Below are 22,729 nucleotides of genomic sequence, written 5' to 3'. Positions count from 1 at the left end.
TCATCTCGCAGATATAGCTGATTGCGCAGATCCAATTTATTTAAAAATAAGAAGAAAACCATTCTGATAGTCAGAATGGTTTTTTGTTATTTGGTTGGTTTGGTTATAGTTTTTATGTATTTTCTTTAGTTCGGAAGTTTGGTTCCTGAAATTTCAAATGGGAAACTTACTCTTTGTCCGCCATCATCCAAATTTACCCATGTAGAGCTTGCAACTACAAACTGTTGCGCATTGTTTACTTTACCTGCATCATGAGGCAATTGTGGGTAGAAATGAGTTCCTGTGGAAGTTTTTGAGACCCATTTTATCCAATAAGTTCCTGCTGCCAAATTAAGATCAGGTGAATTAATTTTCATTTTATAAATTTTTCTGTTCGTATTATCCGGTTGCCCTTGCAATATTCTGTACCACTTAGTTTCTTCAGATGAGGCGTATCGGTTTGTGGTTATATCGCCATACACTTTCACAGCTCCTGCAACAGAGGGATCAGAAGAGTATATTTCAAAATAAAATTCACTTACAGGAAATGTAGTTCCTGAGAAACTTGTCTGGTACGAATAGAAATAGAAGTTCTGTATATTCCATTTTTCACCTGCGGGAACCTGAAAATCGTCTGAAAGCATACGGTCAGTAATAGTTCCGTTTAGCCCCCAAGTACTCTGAGGTGCTTTCACTTCGCTCCATGTATATCCTGTAGGTGCAGAAGTTCCTGCAACAGATGTATTTCCGGTGCTCATCCCCGTCACAGCACTGTAAGTAAACGCTTCCGGCTGTGGTACAACTTCGTCATCGTCATTCTTACAGCTTACAACTAAAGTGGCGATAGACATCAGGCATAAAAAAAATCTTGATTTCATAATAAAAAAGTTTTATAAATTATTTGATACAAAACTACTTTGCCCGACAGCCTCTTTATATAGGAAAACCACCCTTTTTACGGAGTGGTTTTCTTGTTTATTCAGTAATGATGGTTATTCTAGAACCATTTAAAATTTATTTCACTCTTAATCTTTCTTTGATTGCCTCGATATTTTTCTTGGCAGAATCTTCCAAAATAAGACTTGCACTCATATGAATTCTTGCAGGCATCAACTCATTAAAGTGTTCTGTACCTTCCCAAGAAACTTTCTTGATTAAAGCTAAAGCATCTTCGCTTCTTGAAGCTAAAGTATTTAAAAATTTCTCTAATCTCGAATCCATTTCTGCAATGGTTTCAGAAACCGAATGATAAATATTATGCTGCTCTGCCCAATCTGCCGATCTGAAGTCTGCATCTATTGCCATTGCCGCAAACTGAGATTTCCCTATTTTTCTTTCTACGTAAGGTCCGATGACGAAAGGTCCGATTCCTAAGTTGATTTCAGTTAATGCCAAAGCAGAATCTTTGGTTGCAAAACAGTAATCTGCACCACAAGCCAATCCTACTCCACCACCAGTGGTTTTTCCCTGAACTCTTACAACAACGATTTTACCGCAATTTCTCATCGCGTTTAAAACTTTGGCAAAACCTCCGAAGAATTTAGTAGAAGCTTCCAATTCTTCAATTGCTAAAAGCTCGTCAAAACTTGCACCGGCACAAAAAGCTTTTTCACCTTCGCTTTTTACAAGAATTGCTTTCACTTCTTTCTTTGCGCCTTCTTCTAAAATTGTTTCAGCTAATTTTTCAAGAATTGCTCCGGGAAGCGCATTACTTTTTGCAGTTCCGAATGTAATTTCGGCAATATTATTTTTAATTTCTGATGTTACAAAGTCACTCATTTCTTTTAAATATAGTTTGAGATTTAATAATCACAAAAATACTTTAATCTTGTTAAAATAATAAATAAACTTCTTTTTTTATTATTTAAATTACAATAAAACTATATATATAATATTACGACCCAATTTAACCAATAACACCCGCTATATTATCAAAAAAATTAAGGATAAATTATTGTTTTAAAAATTAAATTTATCTACTTTTATCGCTAAAACTAAACCTATGCAAAAAATGAATTATGAAGCTTATCTGTCAGCAATTAATGAATGGGACAATACCGTTTCAAACTTTGCTGAAATTGAAAGACTCATCCCTTTACCTTATGTTTTTGAACTTTCTGCAGAGCAGATTGAGAAACTGAACGAAGAAGATGAATATCCTAAAAATTTCCGTCTGGATATGGGAATTCTAAAAGATCAGGTTGTTCTTATTTTAGTACAGAGAGATTCTAAAGGAGAACTAAAAAAAACCGATTACAGTTATTCAGTTTTGGGAAGTCTTGAAAACGATATTGAATTGAAGGAAGTAAAGCAATATACTCTGGTTAACAGAAGTATTCTTTCGAAGGATCTTACAAAAACTTCTACAGATTCAGATATGAGCTTTCCAATTCTCAGCCAACCGGCTGCAGAACAGCAGGTAGCGGTAAAAGAAATTGAAGATTGGAGAGAAAGTGGTATGGAATGGTTCCAGAGAGAAGATAAGGATTTTGAAGGAAAAAGAGTTTTCAGACGTTTTTTCATTTCAAAAGATGATCTCCTGCATGATCAGAGCAGCACAACAAACATTATCTGCTCTTTTGCACTTAAGTTTTCAGATATTTACCAGAGAGTATTGGTAAGTCTTGTTTTCATTTCTTTTCAGAAAAATTTACTTGGGAGTGAAATCAGTTCCGACTTCAGCATATCAAACACTTACAATTATGCGAGGCCATGTCCTCCGGTTTGCTAAATAATGGGATTGTATAAATCATGAAGTATCTTTATTTCACTTCCTTATATATCTCTTATGGGCTGTTGGTTTTTGCATTCATATTCGGGTTTAAGAAATATCTTTTGTTGGGAAATAAAGAAAAATGGTATTTATACTATTGCGCTTTTTTGCTTTTAATAGAAATCGCAACGAATACATTGATTGAAGTGTTTGGTTTTAAAAACACTTCTTTCATGTATCCCATATTTATTGGTGGAGAGTTTTTTATACTGACCACTTTATACATTAAGAAATTGTCTCTGTCTGACTGGTGGTTACTACCGACAGCAATTTTAACAGCAGGGCTTTTGATTATTAACCAATGTATTACTCTGACCAATGATTATATAAAGGTAATCTCTAATATTATCATTATTTGTTTTGCAGGTTATACCTTACTGCAGGAAATAAAAAATGAGAAAAAGGTGAATCATTTTTTATCAGTTGATGCATTTATTTTTATGTATTATACGGTTTCTGTTTTTATATTTGTTCTTCAGAATCAGCTGACTTCATTATCTGAAAGTACTTATTTTATTATTTTGAGTACCAATAATATGTTGCTGATTGTATTTTATGCTTCTTTACTCTACACATTTTTACGTTTGAAAAAAAATCTATTAACCAAAACATAAATTATTAATTTTTAAACATTTACCATTAAAGAAATCACACTTAACATTAGCTTTTTCATCTATTTAATTATCGTCTTGGTAATTATTGTTACTTTTGTTTTGCTGGCTTATAAGTTCTTTATCGACAGAATTATAAAAGAGAAAAGCATCCAGCACAAAGCAGAAATTCAGCATCAGAAAAACCTTACTCTCGAAAGCACAAAAACTCAGGAGGAAGAAAGAAAAAGAATGGCAATTTTGATTCATGATGACATTGGCAACAGGCTTAATATTCTTTCGCTTTGGCTTCAAAATCTAAATGCCGAGAACAAAGAAACTTCTGAAAAGATAATTTCAAATCAAATTTCTGAGCTGATAGATTCGGCGAGAAGTATTTCACATTCACTTTACCCTGTCAATCTTGAAAAATTAGGACTCGTTTTGTATGTTGAAGAATTGATTACCAACCTCTCGAACAAGATTAAAATCACTCTGCATGTGGTTCAGGAATATCAGAAAAAAGATATTTTTACAGAAGTGCAGATTTACAGAATCATTCAGGAGTTTACAACCAATGTTATCAAGCATTCTAAAGCCGCCGAAATGAGTATCTATCTAAAGGATATCAAAGAAAACAGAATCGTAATTTTATCTGATAACGGAGAAAGCTTTGATTACGACAATGCAAGCAAAGGTATGGGCCTGAAAAACATAGAATCGAGAATAAAATCACTCAACGCCCGCTTCAAATGGAAGAATACAATAGGAGAAGGCAGCAGGCTGATTATCATAATTCCACAAAATAACGACCATGAAAATTAAAATAGCCTTAGTAGATGACGAGCAGCTTATTTTGGAAGGTGTAAAACTTTTGCTTTCTATTGAAAAAAGCATCTCTGTGACCATAACATCAAACAATGGCCCGGATTTTTTAGAAAATTTAGCAATTCTTAATTCTGAAGAGTTCCCGGATATTGCTCTTATTGACATTCAGATGAAACCAATGGACGGATTTGAACTTGTAGAAAATTTAAGACAAAAATATCCTGCACTCAAAATAATCATTCTCTCTTCTCATTACAAAAGCAGCATCTTGGGTTACATGGTAAAATTAGGTGTTTCTGCATTTTTGCCTAAAAACTCTGATAAAAAAGCTTTCATAGAAGCCATTACAGAAGTCCATACAAAAGGGTTATACTTCACCTCCGAAGATTACAAAATGCTTTTCTCGTACATGAATAATCCTCCGAAAACAAAATCATTGTTTGATCTGGAAGATGAACTTAGTGATCGTGAGAAAGAAGTCGTAAAACTGATCTGTGAAGAGATGACCAATCATGAGATTGCGGAAAAGCTTTTCCTTAGTCCCAGAACCATTGAAAGTCACAGACAGAGAATTTTAGATAAAATTGGTGCTAAAAATACAGTGGGCATCGTAATCTACGCTGTAATTAATGATATTTATTCACTTCCGGTAAAGCTTTAATCAATTTAAATTTTCACGAAATAGAGTTTTCGTGAGTACAAATGTAGGCCTTCAAAATATGAAGGTTTTTTTATATCCCCAATTCTGATTACGTATAAATACTGAATGGTTCATTTGGTAATTTATACTCTACCGTATTCCCTGCTTTCATCGTTACTTTGGGGTATAATTAAAACGAAAACACATCAAGTTTGTTTTAAAAAAACACATTAATATAAACCTAAAAACAAATATTATCATGGACGAAGAATTAATGGGAGTTATTAAAACTTTTGCGGGAAATTTCGCACCAAGAGGCTACATGCTATGTAACGGAGCTTTATTGAGTATTGCACAATATTCTGCCCTTTTCACTATTTTAGGAACAACTTACGGAGGTGACGGACAGAACACCTTTGCTTTGCCTAATCTAAATGGACGTGCCCCTATTGGCGCAGGAAATTCTTATGTTTTAGGGCAAATAGGTGGATCTCCACAAACAACTTTACTAAGTGCCAACCTGCCTAGCTTTGCAAGCCAACTGAAGATATCAAATACGAATGCTACCAGTGTAACCCCTTCTGCTGCTTCGTCTATTGCTATTACGGGACAACCTAATGGAAGACAGTTTGATGCAATCCCAAGTTTCGTAGATGACAATCCTACCTTGCCTATCAATGCAATGTCAGTAACTTTTGCAGGACAAAACTTACCAATCAGCACGATGCCTCCTTACCTTGGGCTTAATTATATTATCTGTGTGGAAGGTATATATCCATCCAGACCATAATTCAACCAAAATATTACTTTAATTAACCATCAAATACAATAATCATGGACGAAGAACTATTAGGAACCATTAAAATGTTTGCAGGAGATTTTGCTCCAAAAGGATATATGTTATGCAACGGTGCATTATTAAGTATCAATCAAAACACGGCACTTTTTTCACTGCTAGGAAATGTATATGGAGGTGACGGTAGAACGACATTTGCCTTGCCTAATCTTAACGGGCGTGCTCCGTTTGGTACCGGAAATTCAAGCACCGGAAAAAACATTGCTTTGGGCGAAGTTGCAGGAAGTCCTCAGACTACACTTTTACAGCAAAACCTTCCAAGCATTATCAGTCAGCTAAAAATATCAAATACTAATGCTACAAGTGTAACCCCTTCTGTGACATCATCTATTGCGATAACAGGTCAGCCGAACGGAAGGCAGTTCGATGCAATCCCCAGCTTTGTAGACAGTGCTCCTGATACAATGATTAATGCAAATTCAGTTTCTTTTACAGGACAGAATCTGCCGGTAAATACGATGCCTCCATATCTAGGTATGAATTACATCATTTGTGTTCAGGGTATATTCCCGTCAAGACCATAAATAACCAAATTAAATAATTAAAATCATGAAAAGATCTACTATTTTATTAATCTGTAGTCTGCTCATTTCTTTCTTCTCGAACGCACAGACCAGTACAGAACAGTTTGAAACCGAATCTGCCGGAAGCACAAGCTTTACTGACAACGGTGTAATTTTCAACATCACGTCCACTGTATCAAACTATGATATTTTTGTAGGTCAAGGATTTGGATGGAACGGTACTGCACCAGACAACAGATTTATTGACAATACAGGAACTGCTACATCACAATATGCCAACTCATCATTAGCTATAAAAACAACTTCCAATTTGTTTAAAGTTAATAGATTTTGGGTCTATCTGGTAGACAGACTTAATAATCTTGCTGCACCAGGAACGCTTACCATAACAGGAAAACTTTCTGGCGTAACCAAGTTTACACAGACAAAAAGTACAGGTTTTACAACTTCATTATCCACAACATCCGGATTTACTTTGATTGATCTGACTAATCTCAACGGCCAGAATTATTCTAATATTATTATTGACCAGCTTGTCATTACTGTTGGAGGAGATTTTCGCTATATGGCATTCGATGCTTTCACTTGGGTAAAAGATACCGGGATTGTTTTATCTACTGACGAATTAAAAAAATCAAAAAGCAATCTGTCTGTTTCCCCAAATCCTACGACAGGTGAGCTTTCTGTAGAAGTATCTGAAAATTCTAAGGCTCAGCTTTATGATCAATCCGGAAAAATACTGAAAGACTTTGAGCTTAAAAAGGGAGTCAATAAAGAAAACATATCAGAACTTCCATCAGGAACGTACTTGCTGAAAACAACTTCAGAATCTAAAAAAATCATTAAAAGATAGTCGTACTTATACCAAAAAACTAACCACCATGAGAACTCTTTTAGACTATAAATGATTTCATTCTTACGATTCTATCACACAATGAGCAAACCTTTGAAATATCTCAAAGGTTTTTGTTTTTTAGTCTTTATTTTTTTCCGTAAAGCAACAATCTTTTAAAAGCATACATTGCAGGAAAACTTTTGAAGTGGTTCTTAATTCTTTTTTTGTATTCTGAAATAAAATTCTCTCTAGATACCTCATCCAATCGCTCGACATACGGTATCAAAGCAGAACCCGAAATGAACTGATACAATTTTTCAGCATTGTCTGCGATAATCGGATAGACTTTTACTGAAATACTTAAATCTTTTAAACTATGAGCAAACATGATTTGAGCGTAGTCGTCAATACTCAAAACAGGTGAAAGCCTGTTCCAACCATCAAGTTGAGTACGAAAAGGTTCTTCCGAAGCGAGTTGGAATAATATTTTATTTAAAACATTCTCAGCCTGAATCGGCATTTGTATAGCGAACTGTCCGTTTTCACTTAATAATGAGATTAATTTTGGAAATAATGTTTGATGATCATCAGACCATTGTAATGCAGCGTTACTGAAAATCAAATCCCATTTCTTTTTTGAATTAATTAAATCTTCAACCGTCGTTTGCTTGAAATTCAATTTACCATTTTGAAACTGATTGGCTTCGGCAAGCATTTCTGCTGAAGAATCAATTCCCAGAAATTCTGCATGAGAAAATTTTTCTGAAAGAATATGAGTTTGCTCGCCCGTTCCACAACCGATGTCGATAGCTTTTTTCAGATTTTCAGATGAAATTAAATTCATCAAATCAAAAAATGGCTGATAACGGATGTTTTTAAACTGATTATAAATTTCAGGATTCCAAGGCATAATTTTTTGATTTTAAATTAATATTCGGTCCGTAGACTCCGTAATCATCGATTTGAAATTGCTACACAAATATTATTCCTACGGAATGCACCTTCGATAATCCGACTCAGGACTTAGCATTTATTTTTTTCAAGGACAAAATATACTTATCAATATACAAATCTTTTTCTTTCGATTTATACTGTTGAATATATCTGGGATGATCCAACACCGTCATTTGATCAAATAATTTTGCTTCAGCATTTAATTTTGAAATAAAATCTGCATTTTTCTTTCCTAAAACGAAAACTTCAGAAGTATCTAGACCTAAGCTGATATGTTTCTTTAAAGAATCGATCATAAAATCTTTCACATCATTGAAAAGTTCTTTGTCATCATAATAATTGGCATTAATCCAACTACCTTTTGATTTTCGTACGATTGCCAAAGGAAAAGGTGAATTGATGTAAAAATCTTTGTAAAATTCTTCTGCGCCGCCGTAAGCTGCAATCATGTCGTATATAAAAACGGAAGAGATTTCATGCGTATGAGAAGATTCCATTTTAATTCCGCAAACCGTTTCCAACCGCTTTGTATCAGTAAATGGAACTCCGGTAACTCCTGCGCCATGACGGCTGGGATTAATTCCAATCATAAATTTCCTTTGACTGGAATCATTATAATATTTCTGATAAAACTTTTGCATCACAGCCAGCGTTTCAGGGTTATCCAAATACGGATTCAGAACCTGAAAATCATTAGGAAGAATTCCAGTAAAATTTAATTTTTTATTAAATTCAACTACCTGATCTGCAAAAGTTTTACCAGACATTTTATTCTACATCTTCATCGTCTCCATCTTCACTCAAAGCCAATTCGACATCGATAAACTGAATGTATAATCCACAAATTTCACCATGAGTATCGTACGCAAAATATACAGGATAGCTCCCGTCACCAAACCCGCTCGCAAACATCGGAATCTGATAGTCTGTATTGGGAACCGTCCAATTGATCCAGTCTCCGGCATCTCTCTGATTGTCTGGATGATCTTTGTAACTCTGTGCAAAAATTTCAGCAAAATAATCATCGTACACATTGTCGAAATCTGTTGCAGCAATAAATTGATCTACAGAAGGAAGAACTTCAGCATCGGTAATACATCCTAAACCTGCATCTACACTGAAACCAAAAAAATCGTCTGCGGTTACATCTTCCAAGTCTTCAATTCCAATTAAAGCTTCACGATAAACGACAGGTTTTTCTTTGGTAAATTCAACTTTTACTACAGCATACCGGTCTCCCCAATCCTCAGATTTCACCACAGCAACCGTAACCGGGAAATTTCCTTTCGGAGCTTGAATGAAGTATGGTTTTTCATCAGAACTCAGATAAACAAGCGGATCTCTCACCACTATTTTTCCGGACGGTAGCGAAACATTGCCTATTTCGATCGTCTCCATTTTCTGTCCAAGAATTTCATTCGAGGTAAAATATGTTTCAAGGTCTGTAGGACAAACTAAAACATCTTTTACTTCTTCCCATTTTTTCAACCAGCTTTCGTTCATAATTGATGATGATTTAATTGTAATTTTTAAAATTCAGGATTTTTTATTCTACCTAAAATTCCTCTTCAACTTTCAAACCTTTTATAAAAGTTTCAAAATCTTTAGCCAAAAAAGTTTTCTTAAAATTATTTTCCTGATCTATATGCACTACTTCGGGCTCACCATCTTTACCACAGTTTGAATAATCAAATAAAATCATATCATGTCCTGCTGACGGACAGTCTGCAAAATACACTCCGATTGCAGGATAACCCCATTCATCAATCATAAACTGACTCCCCATTTCTCCGCAAAGCGAATAAATACGTTCTCGCCCAATTCCCATAATACCATTAATTGCCACATGATCATCTGCCCAAGAATTGGCTTCAGTAGTAGGGAAAACAGATTTGTTTGCCAAGCCACCGTTCTGTGTCTTCATCATCTGAATGTAAGAGCCGGGAAGTTTGTATCCCAATTCTTTTTCAACAGAATCAATCATCTCGTCATCAGCGATACTACCGATGTAGTCTCTTGCAGAGTAGCTGCATTCACTCCAAAAATTCTTAAAGTCGAAGTCTTTGAAAAATTCTGTTATCATAATATTTTTTTATTTAAAAAGCAGCTATAAAAAGCTCACCCCAAATATCCTTATTTTATTTGAAAAAATCAATCAAAAACGCGTAAAAGATGTGTGAATTATTTTAATCTTGAAAGTTTAATTATTATTAACATAATAAAAAAATAAATTTTTAAAACAAGATGGATGATTTTAAATCATTTTTCTAGCGGTTTATAATTGAAATACCCTAAGTAAAAATCACCATCATTTCCTTCAAATTTCTTTTCTTCAATAATTTTAAATTGACCTGATGAATCTCTTTCCTCCACCAATATCTTGTCTGAAACATCAACTCTGGCAAATTCAATTAAAGAATCTTGTTTTAATTTTAAAAAATGAGTCGTTACAGAACCTGTCAAAATAAGAGAATTGATACAATTTAATTTTGAGTTAAAACTCAGGTTAGGATAATCATCAGAGTTTTTTATATGCACAAAATCTTTATTTTTTGGATTATAAATGAATAACGTTTTGATTGTATTTCCTCCTCTTGCTGCGATTCCACTTTCATATATGAAGTCTTTATATCCGTCACTATTAAAATCGGAAATTTCAGCATCGATGCCAGTAACTCCATCTTTATCAAAGTAAAATCTATTGGTTTGTTTCCAGACATTTCCAATATTTTTTTGCTTTTTAAAATCCCAAATACTGTCTCGTTGATAAAAATTTAGAATAATAAGATTATCCTCTGTATTATCATTTCGAAATTTCTCAATCTCCACTTTTGTTTTTCCCCTCAAACCAACATTTAAACTGTCTGCGAACTTTTCTTCCGAAAAATAAGCGTTAATATTTTGTTCTTTACTTTTCGAACAAGAAGAAATTATAAATATTAAAATGGCAAACCTTAAAAATTTCATATTTAAATATACTAAAAATCCCTTCAGCCAAAAGCCAAAAGGAATTGTAATTTTATCGTTTAATTTTGAATTAAATCAATCCAAACTGCTCAAAATGATGCGTAAAATGCTTTCTCTGGAAAAGCTCCATCATCTCTTTATTCAAATGTCCGAATCTTGGATTATAATGTTCCGCAAAAGGATTTTCTTTGAAATAAACGGTAAACTCTTTCAAGGTTTCGATTAATTTCGCCTTTGCTTCGTCCAGATTTTTATTTTTATTCTGAGGAACTTCGCCTTCTTTCCATAAAGGATATTGTGCTCCTGGACGAATCTTTTTATCGGTGTATAACCAATCTTGAAGCAGTTCTAATTTTTCGGCAGGAATTTCAGGGAAATCTTCCGCTTTCAAATCACCGAAACCATTTCTCAAAACTTCTTCCAAATGCTCAACCATCAATTGCGGAGTAAAATCTCCAAAAACAGGTTGCGTATTTTCAGTCAGAGCATTTAATTTTTTCTGAATATTCTGAACTTTAAAATCAATAAACGGAGAATGTTTAGCCACTAAAGTTAAAATCGTCGCCACACAAACTACCTCATCTCTTTGATTCACAACCTCAACCAACCATTTTACAACTCCGGAAGGAATGTTTCTTCCTTTTACTCCACGGTTGATCTTTTCTTTTGCTGTTAAATAAACCGTAATCGTATCTCCCGCATAAACAGGCTTGAAGAAAGAACAGTTTTCTAATCCGTAATTGGCGATAACAGGACCTTTTTTCCCTGAAACAAATAATCCAGCCGCTGCAGAAAGGATGAAATATCCGTGAGCAACCGTTTTATCGAAAATAGTTCCCGACAAACTCGTAGCATCTGTATGAGCATAGAAATGATCCCACGAAACATTAGAGAAATTCACAATGTCTGCATCAGTCACTGTTCGTCCCGCAGTCTCCAGAGAATCGCCAACTTCAACTTCCTCAAAATATTTCTGAAAAGGATGTTTATCCGAATATTTTTTTTCAGCACCTTGTTGATATACTTTCGTAATTGCTGTTAAAATATCTGGCGAACCTTGAATTGCTGTTTTTTGAAGGAAGAAATGAAGACCGTTCAGTCCGCCCATTTCCTCGCCACCACCTGCTCTTCCGGGACCACCGTGCATCAAAGTCGGAAGCGGAGAACCGTGGCCTGTACTTTCTTTGGCATTGTCTCTGTTTAAAACGAAAATTCTTCCATGCTGAGAAGCCATTTTCCAAGACGTTTCAGCTACAAATTTCTCGTCATGAGAAATAATTGATCCAACTAAACTTCCTTTTCCTCTTTTTGCCAAAGCTGCGGCTTCCTCCGCATCTTTGTAAGGCATTAACGTAGAAACCGGACCGAAAGCTTCGACATCATGAGAGATATTTTTTGTAAATGGAGAATCATTTAAGAATAATTTCGGAGACATAAATGCGCCGTTTTCGTAATCAGCATCTACCAGTTCATGTTTTCCATCGTAAATTAATTCAGTTTCGGTTTTTAAGATATTTACTTTTCTTAAAACCTCATCGTACTGTTGTTTTCCAACCAAAGATCCCATTTTGGTTTCTCTGCTTAATGGATTTCCGATTTTTGTTTGGTCTAAAGCTTTTGATAAAGCATTTTGAACATCACCAATTAAGTTTTCAGGAACGATAATTCTTCTGATCGCCGTACACTTCTGTCCGGCTTTTGTTGTCATTTCTGTACGAACTTCTTTAATAAATAAATCAAATTCAGGAGTTCCCGGTTTTGCATCCAAACCAAGAATAGAACAGTTCAAAGAATCTGCTTCCATATTAAATCGAACAGAATTTCCTGAAACTGATGGTAAAGATTTTAGTTTTCTACCTGTCGTTGCAGAACCTGTGAAAAGAACAGAATCCCCATCCTGAACGTAATCCAAAATATTTCCAGGTTCACCACAAACCAATTGAAGTGCACCTTCTGGAAGAAAGCCACTTTCAATCATATCCTTAAAAACGGCATTCGTTAAATAAGAACCGTAAGGCGAAGGTTTCACAATTGAAGGAACACCCGCTAACAATGAGGTAGACAATTTTTCCAGCATTCCCCAAACCGGAAAGTTGTATGCATTGATTTGTACAGAAACCCCTTCACTTGGCGTTAAAATATGAGTTCCTAAGAAAGTTCCGTTCGCAGAAATTTTCTGAGTTTCTCCATCTACCCAAAAAGGTGTGTTCGGAAGCATTCTTTTTGCCAATCCTGAATAGGTGAAGAAAGTACCGAAACCTCCTTCAATATCTACCCATGAATCTGCGTGAGTTGCCCCTGTTTTATATGATAATTCGTAATATTTTTTCTTTCTTTCTAAAAGATAAAGTGCCACTTTTTTCAACATTTCTCCACGATCGTAGAACGTCATCGAAGAAAGATTTTTGTAACCAACTGTTCTTCCGAAATCAAGAGCCTGCTCAAAATTCAGTCCTTCAGTATCAGAAACAGCAACTTGCTCTCCTGTCACGGCATTGTACAAAGGAATTCCGTTTCCGGTACCTTCTACCCATTCTCCGTGAATATAGTTTTTTAACTTTTCCATATCGTATTTAATTTAGCAATGTACCAATTTAACAGTATACCGATAATTGATACATTTTTAGATTTATTTATTTTAAATATTAATTTTCTGAAGTTTTTATAAATTCCAAAGTCTCATCCAATCTTTTACTCCAAGGGAAAAAATATTGTATGACCATCGGAATATGTTTTTTATTAATGAAAATACGTTTTACGTTGGGTTGAAAAGGATGAAGTGCTTCCAAAAAATTTTCATTGGCAACTTTGATCGATGGATAGGTTTTTTCACCAACGTAAATTAAAAAAGGCGGTGTCTTTTCGTTGATAAAATAGATTGGTGACGCCTCTTTCCATTTCTGTGGATCTTTACTCCATGTAACATCATAATTACTTTCTGAAGTTGGCGGATTTTTTTCTAAGTAGTTCTTCATATCAATTCCTGCAGCATCAATTAAAATAATTCCCGAAACTGTATTTTCCGGAATCTGATACTTTGGATTCATTACTGCAGAAGCTGCCAACTGACCACCTGCTGAATGACCTGAAATAAAGATCTTTTCAGAATTTCCGTTATATTTTTGAGCGTTTTCTTTGGTAAATTGTATAGCTGCTGCAATCTCTTTTGTCATTTGATCGACATCAGCATTCGGACTCAATGTATAATCCGGAATAACTGCAATGATGTTTTTGCGGGCAAAGTTTTTACCCATCAGATTATAGGTGTTTTTATTTCCTGTATTCCAGTTTCCGCCGTGTACAAAGATCAAGACAGGATATTTTCTATCAGTCTTTTTTGGGGTGAAAACATTCAACTTAACCTCGTTTCCTGCATTGTTTTGAGTGAAAGGTATATCCTTATAAACAGCTGTTGGTTTACAGCCAATTAAAACAATTCCAATGATCAAAAAAACGCTGAAACTAAATTTCATCTTACAAATATTATTATGGTTGAACGCATTATTTAGGTTCTTGATATGGAAACAATTTCACCAAACCTTCATACAAACTTCTGTGAAGAATGGTTGCGTGATTATCTAGATCCATCATTTTATATTCTACCGTCCAGTTTTTCTTGTTTGATTTTTTCAGAATATCATATAAATCCTGCGCATCTTTTACCATCACTTTATGCTCGCCTTTTCCGACAGAAATGTACACAAATTTCTTGGTATCGGGAATTTTAGATAGTAATTGATTGGCTTGTTTTAAAAGACTTTCATCATCCCACCACAAACTCGGACTGATGATAAAATAGTTATTAAATAATTCAGGTTTTTTAAGTAAAATTTCTGTCGCTAAAAGTCCGCCAAGAGATTGACCGAACAAATAAGTATCAGTCGTTTTAAATTGACTTTGGATGTAAGGTTTTAATTCCTTTTCAAGAAAACTGATGAATTTATCCGAATGTCCGGTTGTAGGATAATCTTTCTGTAAATCTTTTAAATCGGTATGAAATGTAAAGTCTCTTTTTCTGTCAATATTCGCAATTCCAACCACGATCGTTTCCGGCATTGCATACATCTGATTAAAAAACTGCACCAACCCTGTTACGTGAATAAAATCTTCATTCATGCTTCCATCCAAAAGATAAATGATCGGATAGGATCTTGTTTTGTCTAAATTCTGCGGAAGATAGATATTTAAAGTTCTTTCTTCATTTAAGATTTCTGATTTGATTGTGCTGATTTTCCCAATCGTCAATGGTTTTACAGTTCCATTCTGGGCAGAAACCTTGAATTGGAATGCAAATAAAATGGTGGCGAAAATGAGGAGTTTTTTAATCATTTCTTATTTTGAAATTTAATTCTTTATTTATTAGGAACATTTTACTTAAACCTAACGGGTTTTAAAAACCCGTTAGGTTTGGATGCGGTTTATCAACAACTATTCTATATTCAAGAAATCATATTCAACATTTGAGTGATGATAATTTTTAAAGATTTCCAATGAATCGAAATATTGCATAATCTCGTTTCTATTCAATTTACTTGCTTTTATATTATTTAAATATGAATCATACGATGAGTACTTCCATAAATTAATTTTACTTGTGAACCCGTGATTTACCGGATTATTATGAATATAATGCAAAACTTTTAGTAAATATTTCTCATCTGTAATTTTCTTTCGTTTTACTGCATTAAGGAACAGCGCACCTTTTCGGTTATACTTTTTATTAAAAGCTTTTGCATAAGAATTAAGAAAATTACCAAAATTTTTCATTAAAAACTGATGCTCACCTTCGACATTTACATTTTCACCATTTTTAAATCGTAGCAGTAAATGAAAGTGATTCGGCAACAAACAGTATGCATATATATCTGCAATTTGAGTAATATATTTATCCAACTGCTTCAGAAAAAATTGATAGTTTGTCTCTTCACGGAAGATCAATTCTTTCCCATTCACATGAGAAAAAATGTGATACACAGAGTCAAATTCAAAATTTTCTGTATTAATCATTTTACCTATCCTAAAGTTAATCTCTATGAAAACCTAACGGGTTTTAGAAACCCGTTAGGTTTGGCTTTATAGATCTTTTTTCAATAAATCATTTCAAATCATCCCAAATGCTGTAATCCACAATTTTCGTAGGAATCTGCTGAACATATTCTGTAAAAGGTTCACAAGGTAAAATCGCATTTTTTCCTTCTCTTGCCAATTCCTGATACAATTTTGTTCCTTCTGTTTTCCATTTGATCATTTCATCAGAAACATCCCGGATGATTTTTGCAGGACTTCCGACAATCAATTTTCTCGCATCACACCTAAAGTTTGCAGGAACAAAAGCCAATGCACCGATGATACATTCGTCACCGATAACGGCTTTGTCCATCACCACAGCATTCATTCCAACCAAACAATTTTTCCCGATATGTCCGGAATGAATGATCGCTCCGTGACCGATGTGTGCAGATTCTTCCAAAATGGTTTCAATTCCCGGAAAAACGTGAAGCGTACAGTTTTCCTGAACATTTGCACCGTCTTTGATGATAATTTTACCCCAATCGCCACGAATTACCGCATTCGGACCGATATATACTTCTTCGCCTATTTCCACATTTCCGATAATTACCGCTTGAGGATGAATGTAAGCAGAAGGTTTGATGATGGGACGGATGCCATGATATGAGTAGATATTCATAAATTTTTAATTTGAAAATTTGAGAATGAGTTAATTTGAAAATTATTTTTGACACAAAGTTCGCAAAGCTTTCGTGAAATCTTCTTGCATACTTTTCGTTCGCAAGGGCGTTTCACTCAGCCAAGGCTAAACTTTAAATTTAACGAGCTAATCTGAAAATTGACTATGTATTCCAAATAACATTTTCAAATTCTCAAATTAGCACATTTTCAAATTAAACACGTTCAATCACCATTGCATAACCTTGTCCGACACCGATACAAAGCGTACACAATGCATATTTTTTATCCTGTTTTTGAAGTTCCATAGCCGCAGAACCAATGATTCTTGCTCCGGAAACTCCAAGTGGATGACCAATTGCGATAGCGCCTCCGTTTGGATTTACTCTTGAATCATCATCTTGTAATCCTAAACTTCTCGTCACCGCCAAAGATTGAGCAGCAAAAGCTTCATTTAATTCGATAAAGTCCATATCATCTAATGAAAGATTTAATCTTTTTAAAAGTTTCTGAGTTGCTTCAACAGGTCCGATTCCCATAATTCTTGGTTCAACACCAGCAACTGAAGATCCTAGGATCTTAGCTTTCGGTTGTAAACCATATTTTTTTACGGCTTCTTCGCTTGCTAAAATTAAAGCAGCTGCTCCGTCATTCATTCCGGAAGCATTTCCGGCAGTTACGGTTCCGCCTTCTTTTTTGAAAGCCGGACGCAGTTTTCCTAAACCTTCCATTGAAGACGTCGGCTTGATGAATTCGTCTTTATCGAAAATTTTTGGATCGCCTTTTCTTTGTGGAATTTCAACTTTTACAATCTCTTCTGCTAATCTTCCGCTTTCTTGAGCTATAGTAGCTTTTTGTTGTGACCAAAGAGCAAATTTATCCTGATCTTCACGGCTGATATTATGCATTTCTGCTAAATTTTCAGCGGTGTCGCCCATCGCATCAACGCCATACATTTCTTTCATTTTGGGATTTACAAATCTCCATCCGAAAGTAGTATCAAACATTTGGCTGTCTCTTCCAAAAGCTGTGCTTGGTTTTGACATTACATAAGGCGAACGCGTCATGTGTTCAACTCCACCTGCAATATAAATTTCACCTTCTCCTGAAGCGATTGAACGGAAAGCATTTGCCACCGCCGACATTCCAGAAGCACATAATCTATTTACCGTTTCACCTCCGATTTTATAAGGAAGTCCTGCCAGTAAAAGTCCCATTCTTGCAACATTTCGGTTATCTTCACCTGCCTGATTGGCGCATCCGAAAATAACGTCTTCAATTTCGTCAACAGGAACTTCAGGGTTTCTTGCTACAATTTCTTTAATAACAATGGCAGCCAAATCGTCGGCTCTTACTTCAGAAAGTCCTCCGCTTAATTTTGAAATGGGAGTTCTTATGTAATCTATGATGTATACGTTGTTCATTTTATTTAAATTTGAAAATGTGTTAATTTGAGAATTTGAAAATGAAAATAAAGACATTCAAAATAATTTTCAAATTGCCTGATTTCCAGATTTATAATTCTCTTATTTATCGTGTGTCTCGAAATCCTCAATTAGTTTAGCTTCTATCTTCTTGTTTTTAACATCATCTAAAGTATAAATTTTATATATAAAGTTCTCGCCATACAAATCCTTTGCATACTGTTGAATGGTTTGGCTAAAACCAGCTTTTTTTCGCCGTCTATTTACGGTTTTTGAATTCTTTATAGGCCAAATAATATCCTCTGTTTGATATCCTTTTCCGTCTTTTTCGTAAAAACTGCTATGACCTTGAGTTCCATAAATTTGCTCCTTTCCATTTTCCATCAAAAATCGATCTTCCATCATGGCAACATTTGTAAGAGGAAGCTCCCCCTTTTTTCCTGCTTTTTTCACTATTGGTAAATATTTTCCGATTTTGTTCGAATGTTGAATGACAAACCAAGCAGCTTTGTTAGTTGGTTCTCCAACCAGGGTTTTTCCGGGATAGCCATATTGAGAAATAATTTTCTCAATTTTCTGCATATTCAGACTGTCTTGTTTAATTACTAATTGCCATTGCTTTTCCTGAAACTCTTTCTCATCGATATTCAATTCTTTAAGAATTTTGCTTTTTTCCTCAGCTGTAACATTGTTTTCGAATAGCTTTCTGTAGGTTTGATCCAATCGAAGAATTTCATCTAATTCTTTCTTCAGGTTTTCATTAATCCCCTGCTGTTGCGCATTTACAAAACTTAGGAAAAATACTAAGACAAATGTTATTAAATATTTCATTCAATTTAACTTATAGTTCCATCACTTTTTTCCCGATTTTATAAACTGTTCCGACAAATTTTGCAACCAATTCTTCATTTTGATTGGTAATTTTGATGTCGTAGATCGCTGTTTTTCTGGTATTATTCACCAAAATGCTTTCGGCTTTGAAAATATCGCCTTCTTTTCCGGCTTTGGTAAAATTGATGATGCAGTTTAATGCAACGGCAGCGTCTCCGGAATTGTTGGACGAAAAAGCCAATGCAGAATCTGCAAATGCAAACGTAACGCCTCCGTGAACCGTTTTTAGCCCATTAATCATTTCTTTTTTGATGGGCATTTCTATTAAACAATAATTTTCTTTTACTTCAATCATTTTGATATTCATCCATTGGGAGAAATAATCCTGACTGAGCATATAATCTGCAACCTGTTTTGGTGTCATAATTCTTATTTAATAATCATCAGCAATCAAATAAAGGCTATTTTCATTTTTGATGACTGACTCACATATTTTTATTACTTCATTATATTCTTTTCCGAATAAGTTTTCATCAACATTACTTTTATTGCTTTTGAGATAAAAGTAAAAATCTTCTATATCAACAATTAATTCCTCTTTTCCTGAAGCCCATGCATTCTCTTTAAAATCTCTGGAATAGTTATATTTATAGATTGTACTTTCTGGTATTTGATTTAGATAATCATTGTTTAAATCCATTATTAAATCAAAAGCATTTGTAGCTAAAAGTAATTCAATAACGACATTATTATGAGAATTTTTTTCTCTTAATACAACTTCTCCCAAACCGAAAGCAAAATATTTCTGCCAATCAGATAGCAAATCTATTCTAAGAATTTCTTTATCCAACTAAATAAGTTTTCTCAATAAAGGGCTTTGTCTGTATCTTTCTTCCTGGTATTCTTCGTAAAGATTTTGCAGGGTTTGGGAAATTTTAGAATATCCGATTTCTTTTCCCCAAGCCAATAATCCTTTTGGATAATTTACGCCTTTCTGCATTGCAAGTTCGATATCTTCGTCATTCGCCACGCCTAATCTTTTTGCTTCTACTGCTTCGTTAATCAGCATGGAAATAATTCTCATGAATATTTGCTCATAAAGTGCATTGTCTTTCACAGGTTCCGGTTTAACGGCGCCTTCCGAATAATCGTAAAACCCTTTTCCTGTTTTTTTGCCGTGAAGTTTGGCTTCCGACATTCTTTGCTGTAGAAGAGACGGTTTGTATTTCTGATCGTAGAAATATTCGTTATAAACGGTTTTGGTTACCGAGAAATTTACGTCAACTCCTATTAAATCCATCAATTCAAAAGGTCCCATTTTAAAGTTACCTAAAGTTTTCATAGCATCATCAACCTGTTCTACCGTTGCGATGTTTTCCTCAACAATTCTTAACGCTTCGCCATAATACGGACGAGCGATTCTGTTGACGATAAATCCAGGAATGTCTTTAGCAATTACTGGAACTTTGCCCCAGTCTTTCATAAGACTGTACATTTTTTCGGCTAAAGATTTTTCTGTCAGTAAAGATGGAATAATTTCAACCAAAGGCATGAGAGGAGCCGGATTGAAAAAGTGAATTCCGATGAAACGCTCCGGTTTTCGTAATTCCGCACCAAGAGAGGTAATGGAAATAGATGAAGTGTTAGAAGCAATCACACAGTTTTCAGAAACATGACTTTCCAATTCTGTGAAAACTTTGGTCTTAATTTCTTTATTTTCGATGATGGCTTCGATGACGAGTTTGCAATCTTTGAAGTCCTTCAGTTCTGTAGCAATGGAAATATTAGATAAAATTTCAACCATTTTTTCTGATGAAATCTTCTGTTTATCAACCAATCTGGTTAATGTTTTTTCCAAACCTACAGTTGCCGTTTCTACCTGTTTTGCGTTGGCGTCGTAAACCCAGACTTTACATCCGTTGGTTGCGGCTACTTGTGCAATGCCGATCCCCATGGTACCGGCACCGATAATTCCTACATTCATATTATTAATTTGAAAATTTGAAAATGAGTTAATTTGAAAATTATTTGAGCTTTGAACTCGAAATAATTTTAGACAGAATCAATAAAATTTCCTTTAAATCAGAAATCAATTTTTCGTCTGGAGATTTGAGATGTGGAGATTTTAAACACAATAAAAGCCAATATTCTGTTTCATCAGCTTCTTTAATAGCAATTTTTAATTTATGAATAAAATCTGCTTTACTTTCTGCATTTTGAGCTTCTCTTACATTTGCTCCAATTGAAGTTCCTGATTTGAAAATTTGATTTGCCAAAGGAAATCTTTTAGCTTCATACAAATCTTCTGAAAATTCTATAATATCCAAAGCAAAATTAAAAGTTTTGGTTACAATAATATTCTCTTTGTCATTTCTCATTTGTAGATCATATTTTAAAATCGCAAAACAATTTTCAAATTCTCAAATTAGCTCATTTTCAAATTATTACTTTCCTTTATATTCAGGTTTTCTTTTTTCTAAAAATGCACTTACGCCTTCTTTAAAATCTTCTGTTTCGGCAGCTTCTTGTTGTAAATCGCCTTCCAACTCCAACTGTTCTTTCAATGTGTTGTTGTAAGAGTTTGCGAAAGCTTTTTTAGTTAATTTTAAACCAACGGTTGGCATATTAGAAACTTTTTCTAAAATTTCCATTGATTTTGAATTAAATTCTTCTTCAGTGAAAACTTCGGCCACTAAACCATAAGATTTTGATTCTTCGGCAGATAATTTTTTACCGGTAAATGCTAAATAGTTTGCCAATTGTCTTCCTAATAATTTAGGCAAGAAATAAGTTCCGCCTGTATCTGGAATCAATCCGATATTGGAAAATGCCTGAGCAAAATAAGCTTTATCATTTGCTAAAACGAAGTCGCAAATCAATGCCAACATCGCACCAGCACCAACTGCAGGGCCGTTGACTAAAGCAACAACAGGTTTTTTGCAATGGGTGATTTCCATTACCAAAGGATTGTAATAATCTGTCACAATTCTTCTGATAATGTCGTTATCGTGATGTTCATTACCTTGTACGAAAGCATCATCCAGATTTTGACCTGAGCAAAATGCTCTTCCTCTACCTGAAATCGCCACACATCTTACTGTTGGGTCATTACTGCATTCGTTTACAAAATCCTTAAGATCCCCCAAGGAAGGCTTGGTTAAAGCATTCATTGTATCAGGTTGATTGAGGTAGGCAATTTTTAATTTCCCCCCAAAATGAGATTCAATATCGAGTTGTGTATACATAATATTAATTTTTTAATTTGAAAATTAGTCAATTTGAAAATTCTGATTTCACTACTAATTTACTCATTTTCAAATTAGCACATTTTCAAATTTTTTAGTGGCATTTAAAATAATCAAATGGCTCTAAACAATCTAAACATTGATAAGATGCCTTACATAAAGTAGACCCGAATCTGCTGATTTGTTTAGAATTCATAGAGCCGCAGCGTGGACATTTTTTGGGTTTCCCGATGTGATGTTCGTCGGCTCCTTTTTCAGGAGGTGATATTCCGTAGACACGAAGTTTTTCTCTCGCTTCATCCGTCAACCAATCTGTCGTCCAGATCGGAAACATTTTGGTAACTACTTTCGCATCCCAACCGTTTTCCTTCATGATCTTCATGATGTCTTCCTCAATGGTAAACATAGCGGGACAGGCAGAATAAGTCGGGGTAATCGTTACTTCACAAGAATTCTCGCTGGTAACTTTCGCTTCTCTTACAATGCCCAATTCCACGATATTGATTACCGGAATTTCGGGATCGGGGACTAATTCTAATATTTCTAAAGGATTTTTCATAATTAATTTGAAAATTTGAAAATTTGGGTAATTTGA

At 34.5% G+C, this 22,729-nt stretch carries 27 protein-coding genes; 7 read left to right on the top strand and 20 right to left on the bottom strand.

Annotated features, from left to right (window positions below; all coding sequences use genetic code 11):
- Nucleotides 1-125: 125 nt before the first annotated feature.
- Together LNP04_RS14230 and LNP04_RS14225 are read right to left on the bottom strand one after the other, a co-directional pair.
- Entirely contained in the window at nt 126-857 is a 732-nt protein-coding gene (locus LNP04_RS14230) for a hypothetical protein (RefSeq protein WP_229983589.1), read from the bottom strand.
- Nucleotides 858-993: 136 nt separating this feature from the next.
- A complete protein-coding gene (locus LNP04_RS14225; protein WP_229983588.1) occupies nt 994-1,758 on the bottom strand; it encodes an enoyl-CoA hydratase/isomerase family protein in 765 nt (254 codons plus the stop codon).
- Between the two features lie 223 nt (nt 1,759-1,981).
- Between LNP04_RS14225 and LNP04_RS14220 the strand changes: the two genes are divergently transcribed.
- From LNP04_RS14220 to LNP04_RS14190, 7 genes are all read left to right on the top strand, one after another.
- Entirely contained in the window at nt 1,982-2,710 is a 729-nt protein-coding gene (locus LNP04_RS14220) for a hypothetical protein (protein WP_229983587.1), read from the top strand.
- A 20-nt stretch (nt 2,711-2,730) separates the two neighbouring features.
- Entirely contained in the window at nt 2,731-3,366 is a 636-nt protein-coding gene (locus LNP04_RS14215; RefSeq protein ID WP_229983586.1) for a hypothetical protein, read from the top strand.
- Nucleotides 3,367-3,441: 75 nt separating this feature from the next.
- Complete coding sequence (locus tag LNP04_RS14210; protein ID WP_229983585.1) at nt 3,442-4,167, top strand: sensor histidine kinase; 726 nt, start codon at nt 3,442-3,444, stop codon at nt 4,165-4,167.
- A complete protein-coding gene (locus tag LNP04_RS14205) occupies nt 4,157-4,831 on the top strand; it encodes a response regulator transcription factor (RefSeq protein ID WP_229983584.1) in 675 nt (224 codons plus the stop codon). The genes LNP04_RS14210 and LNP04_RS14205 overlap by 11 nt, the downstream gene beginning before the upstream one ends.
- Nucleotides 4,832-5,069: 238 nt before the next feature.
- Nucleotides 5,070-5,600, top strand: a complete 531-nt coding sequence (locus tag LNP04_RS14200; protein WP_229983583.1) for a phage tail protein — start codon at nt 5,070-5,072, stop codon at nt 5,598-5,600.
- A 44-nt stretch (nt 5,601-5,644) separates the two neighbouring features.
- Nucleotides 5,645-6,190 carry a phage tail protein gene (locus LNP04_RS14195; RefSeq protein ID WP_229983582.1) on the top strand — a complete coding sequence of 182 codons (546 nt, stop codon included), beginning with the start codon at nt 5,645-5,647 and terminating at the stop codon, nt 6,188-6,190.
- Nucleotides 6,191-6,215: 25 nt separating this feature from the next.
- Nucleotides 6,216-7,043: a T9SS type A sorting domain-containing protein gene (locus tag LNP04_RS14190; protein WP_229983581.1), complete on the top strand. Its 828-nt coding sequence runs from the start codon at nt 6,216-6,218 to the stop codon at nt 7,041-7,043.
- A 127-nt stretch (nt 7,044-7,170) separates the two neighbouring features.
- On the opposite strand, the gene LNP04_RS14185 is transcribed toward LNP04_RS14190, so the two are convergent.
- The 18 genes from LNP04_RS14185 to paaD form a co-directional block, all read right to left on the bottom strand.
- Nucleotides 7,171-7,935: a methyltransferase domain-containing protein gene (locus LNP04_RS14185; protein ID WP_229983580.1), complete on the bottom strand. Its 765-nt coding sequence runs from the start codon at nt 7,933-7,935 to the stop codon at nt 7,171-7,173.
- A 106-nt stretch (nt 7,936-8,041) separates the two neighbouring features.
- Nucleotides 8,042-8,746, bottom strand: coding sequence for an SMUG2 DNA glycosylase family protein (locus LNP04_RS14180; RefSeq protein WP_229983579.1), 705 nt, complete (start codon nt 8,744-8,746; stop codon nt 8,042-8,044).
- Between the two features lies 1 nt (nt 8,747).
- Nucleotides 8,748-9,482 (bottom strand): DUF4241 domain-containing protein, encoded by a 735-nt coding sequence (locus tag LNP04_RS14175; RefSeq protein WP_229983578.1) that lies wholly within the window; start codon nt 9,480-9,482, stop codon nt 8,748-8,750.
- A 52-nt stretch (nt 9,483-9,534) separates the two neighbouring features.
- Nucleotides 9,535-10,062, bottom strand: coding sequence for an SMI1/KNR4 family protein (locus LNP04_RS14170; protein ID WP_229983577.1), 528 nt, complete (start codon nt 10,060-10,062; stop codon nt 9,535-9,537).
- A gap of 176 nt (nt 10,063-10,238) precedes the next feature.
- The gene (locus LNP04_RS14165; RefSeq protein ID WP_229983576.1) at nt 10,239-10,946 is read right to left on the bottom strand and encodes an XAC2610-related protein; all 708 of its coding nucleotides are present in this window, start codon (nt 10,944-10,946) and stop codon (nt 10,239-10,241) included.
- Between the two features lie 70 nt (nt 10,947-11,016).
- On the bottom strand, nt 11,017-13,512 hold the full coding sequence (gene paaZ / locus LNP04_RS14160) for a phenylacetic acid degradation bifunctional protein PaaZ (protein WP_229983575.1): 2,496 nt from the start codon (nt 13,510-13,512) through the stop codon (nt 11,017-11,019).
- Between the two features lie 79 nt (nt 13,513-13,591).
- Nucleotides 13,592-14,419: an alpha/beta hydrolase gene (locus LNP04_RS14155; RefSeq protein ID WP_229983574.1), complete on the bottom strand. Its 828-nt coding sequence runs from the start codon at nt 14,417-14,419 to the stop codon at nt 13,592-13,594.
- A gap of 28 nt (nt 14,420-14,447) precedes the next feature.
- Nucleotides 14,448-15,275 carry an alpha/beta hydrolase gene (locus LNP04_RS14150; RefSeq protein ID WP_229983573.1) on the bottom strand — a complete coding sequence of 276 codons (828 nt, stop codon included), beginning with the start codon at nt 15,273-15,275 and terminating at the stop codon, nt 14,448-14,450.
- A 99-nt stretch (nt 15,276-15,374) separates the two neighbouring features.
- Entirely contained in the window at nt 15,375-15,953 is a 579-nt protein-coding gene (locus LNP04_RS14145) for a transposase (protein WP_229983572.1), read from the bottom strand.
- Between the two features lie 88 nt (nt 15,954-16,041).
- Nucleotides 16,042-16,635 carry a transferase hexapeptide repeat family protein gene (locus LNP04_RS14140; protein WP_229983571.1) on the bottom strand — a complete coding sequence of 198 codons (594 nt, stop codon included), beginning with the start codon at nt 16,633-16,635 and terminating at the stop codon, nt 16,042-16,044.
- Nucleotides 16,636-16,849: 214 nt separating this feature from the next.
- On the bottom strand, nt 16,850-18,058 hold the full coding sequence (gene pcaF, locus LNP04_RS14135; protein WP_229983570.1) for a 3-oxoadipyl-CoA thiolase: 1,209 nt from the start codon (nt 18,056-18,058) through the stop codon (nt 16,850-16,852).
- Nucleotides 18,059-18,160: 102 nt separating this feature from the next.
- On the bottom strand, nt 18,161-18,889 hold the full coding sequence (locus tag LNP04_RS14130) for a DUF6624 domain-containing protein (protein ID WP_229983569.1): 729 nt from the start codon (nt 18,887-18,889) through the stop codon (nt 18,161-18,163).
- 10 nt (nt 18,890-18,899) lie between these two features.
- Nucleotides 18,900-19,313, bottom strand: coding sequence for a PaaI family thioesterase (locus LNP04_RS14125; RefSeq protein WP_229983568.1), 414 nt, complete (start codon nt 19,311-19,313; stop codon nt 18,900-18,902).
- A gap of 9 nt (nt 19,314-19,322) precedes the next feature.
- Nucleotides 19,323-19,739: a hypothetical protein gene (locus LNP04_RS14120; protein WP_229983567.1), complete on the bottom strand. Its 417-nt coding sequence runs from the start codon at nt 19,737-19,739 to the stop codon at nt 19,323-19,325.
- Nucleotides 19,740-20,873, bottom strand: coding sequence for a 3-hydroxyacyl-CoA dehydrogenase NAD-binding domain-containing protein (locus LNP04_RS14115; protein WP_229983566.1), 1,134 nt, complete (start codon nt 20,871-20,873; stop codon nt 19,740-19,742). It lies immediately after the preceding gene.
- Between the two features lie 40 nt (nt 20,874-20,913).
- Nucleotides 20,914-21,267 carry a four helix bundle protein gene (locus LNP04_RS14110; protein ID WP_229983565.1) on the bottom strand — a complete coding sequence of 118 codons (354 nt, stop codon included), beginning with the start codon at nt 21,265-21,267 and terminating at the stop codon, nt 20,914-20,916.
- Nucleotides 21,268-21,333: 66 nt separating this feature from the next.
- The gene (locus LNP04_RS14105; RefSeq protein ID WP_229983564.1) at nt 21,334-22,134 is read right to left on the bottom strand and encodes an enoyl-CoA hydratase/isomerase family protein; all 801 of its coding nucleotides are present in this window, start codon (nt 22,132-22,134) and stop codon (nt 21,334-21,336) included.
- Nucleotides 22,135-22,228: 94 nt separating this feature from the next.
- A complete protein-coding gene (paaD, locus tag LNP04_RS14100; RefSeq protein ID WP_034679200.1) occupies nt 22,229-22,693 on the bottom strand; it encodes a 1,2-phenylacetyl-CoA epoxidase subunit PaaD in 465 nt (154 codons plus the stop codon).
- Between the last annotated feature and the right edge of the window lie 36 nt (nt 22,694-22,729).

It is taken from the genome of Chryseobacterium sp. C-71, from assembly GCF_020911865.1.
In the GTDB taxonomy this organism is placed as follows: Bacteria; Bacteroidota; Bacteroidia; order Flavobacteriales; family Weeksellaceae; genus Chryseobacterium.
This window is presented reverse-complemented; position numbering and strand designations above follow the sequence as displayed.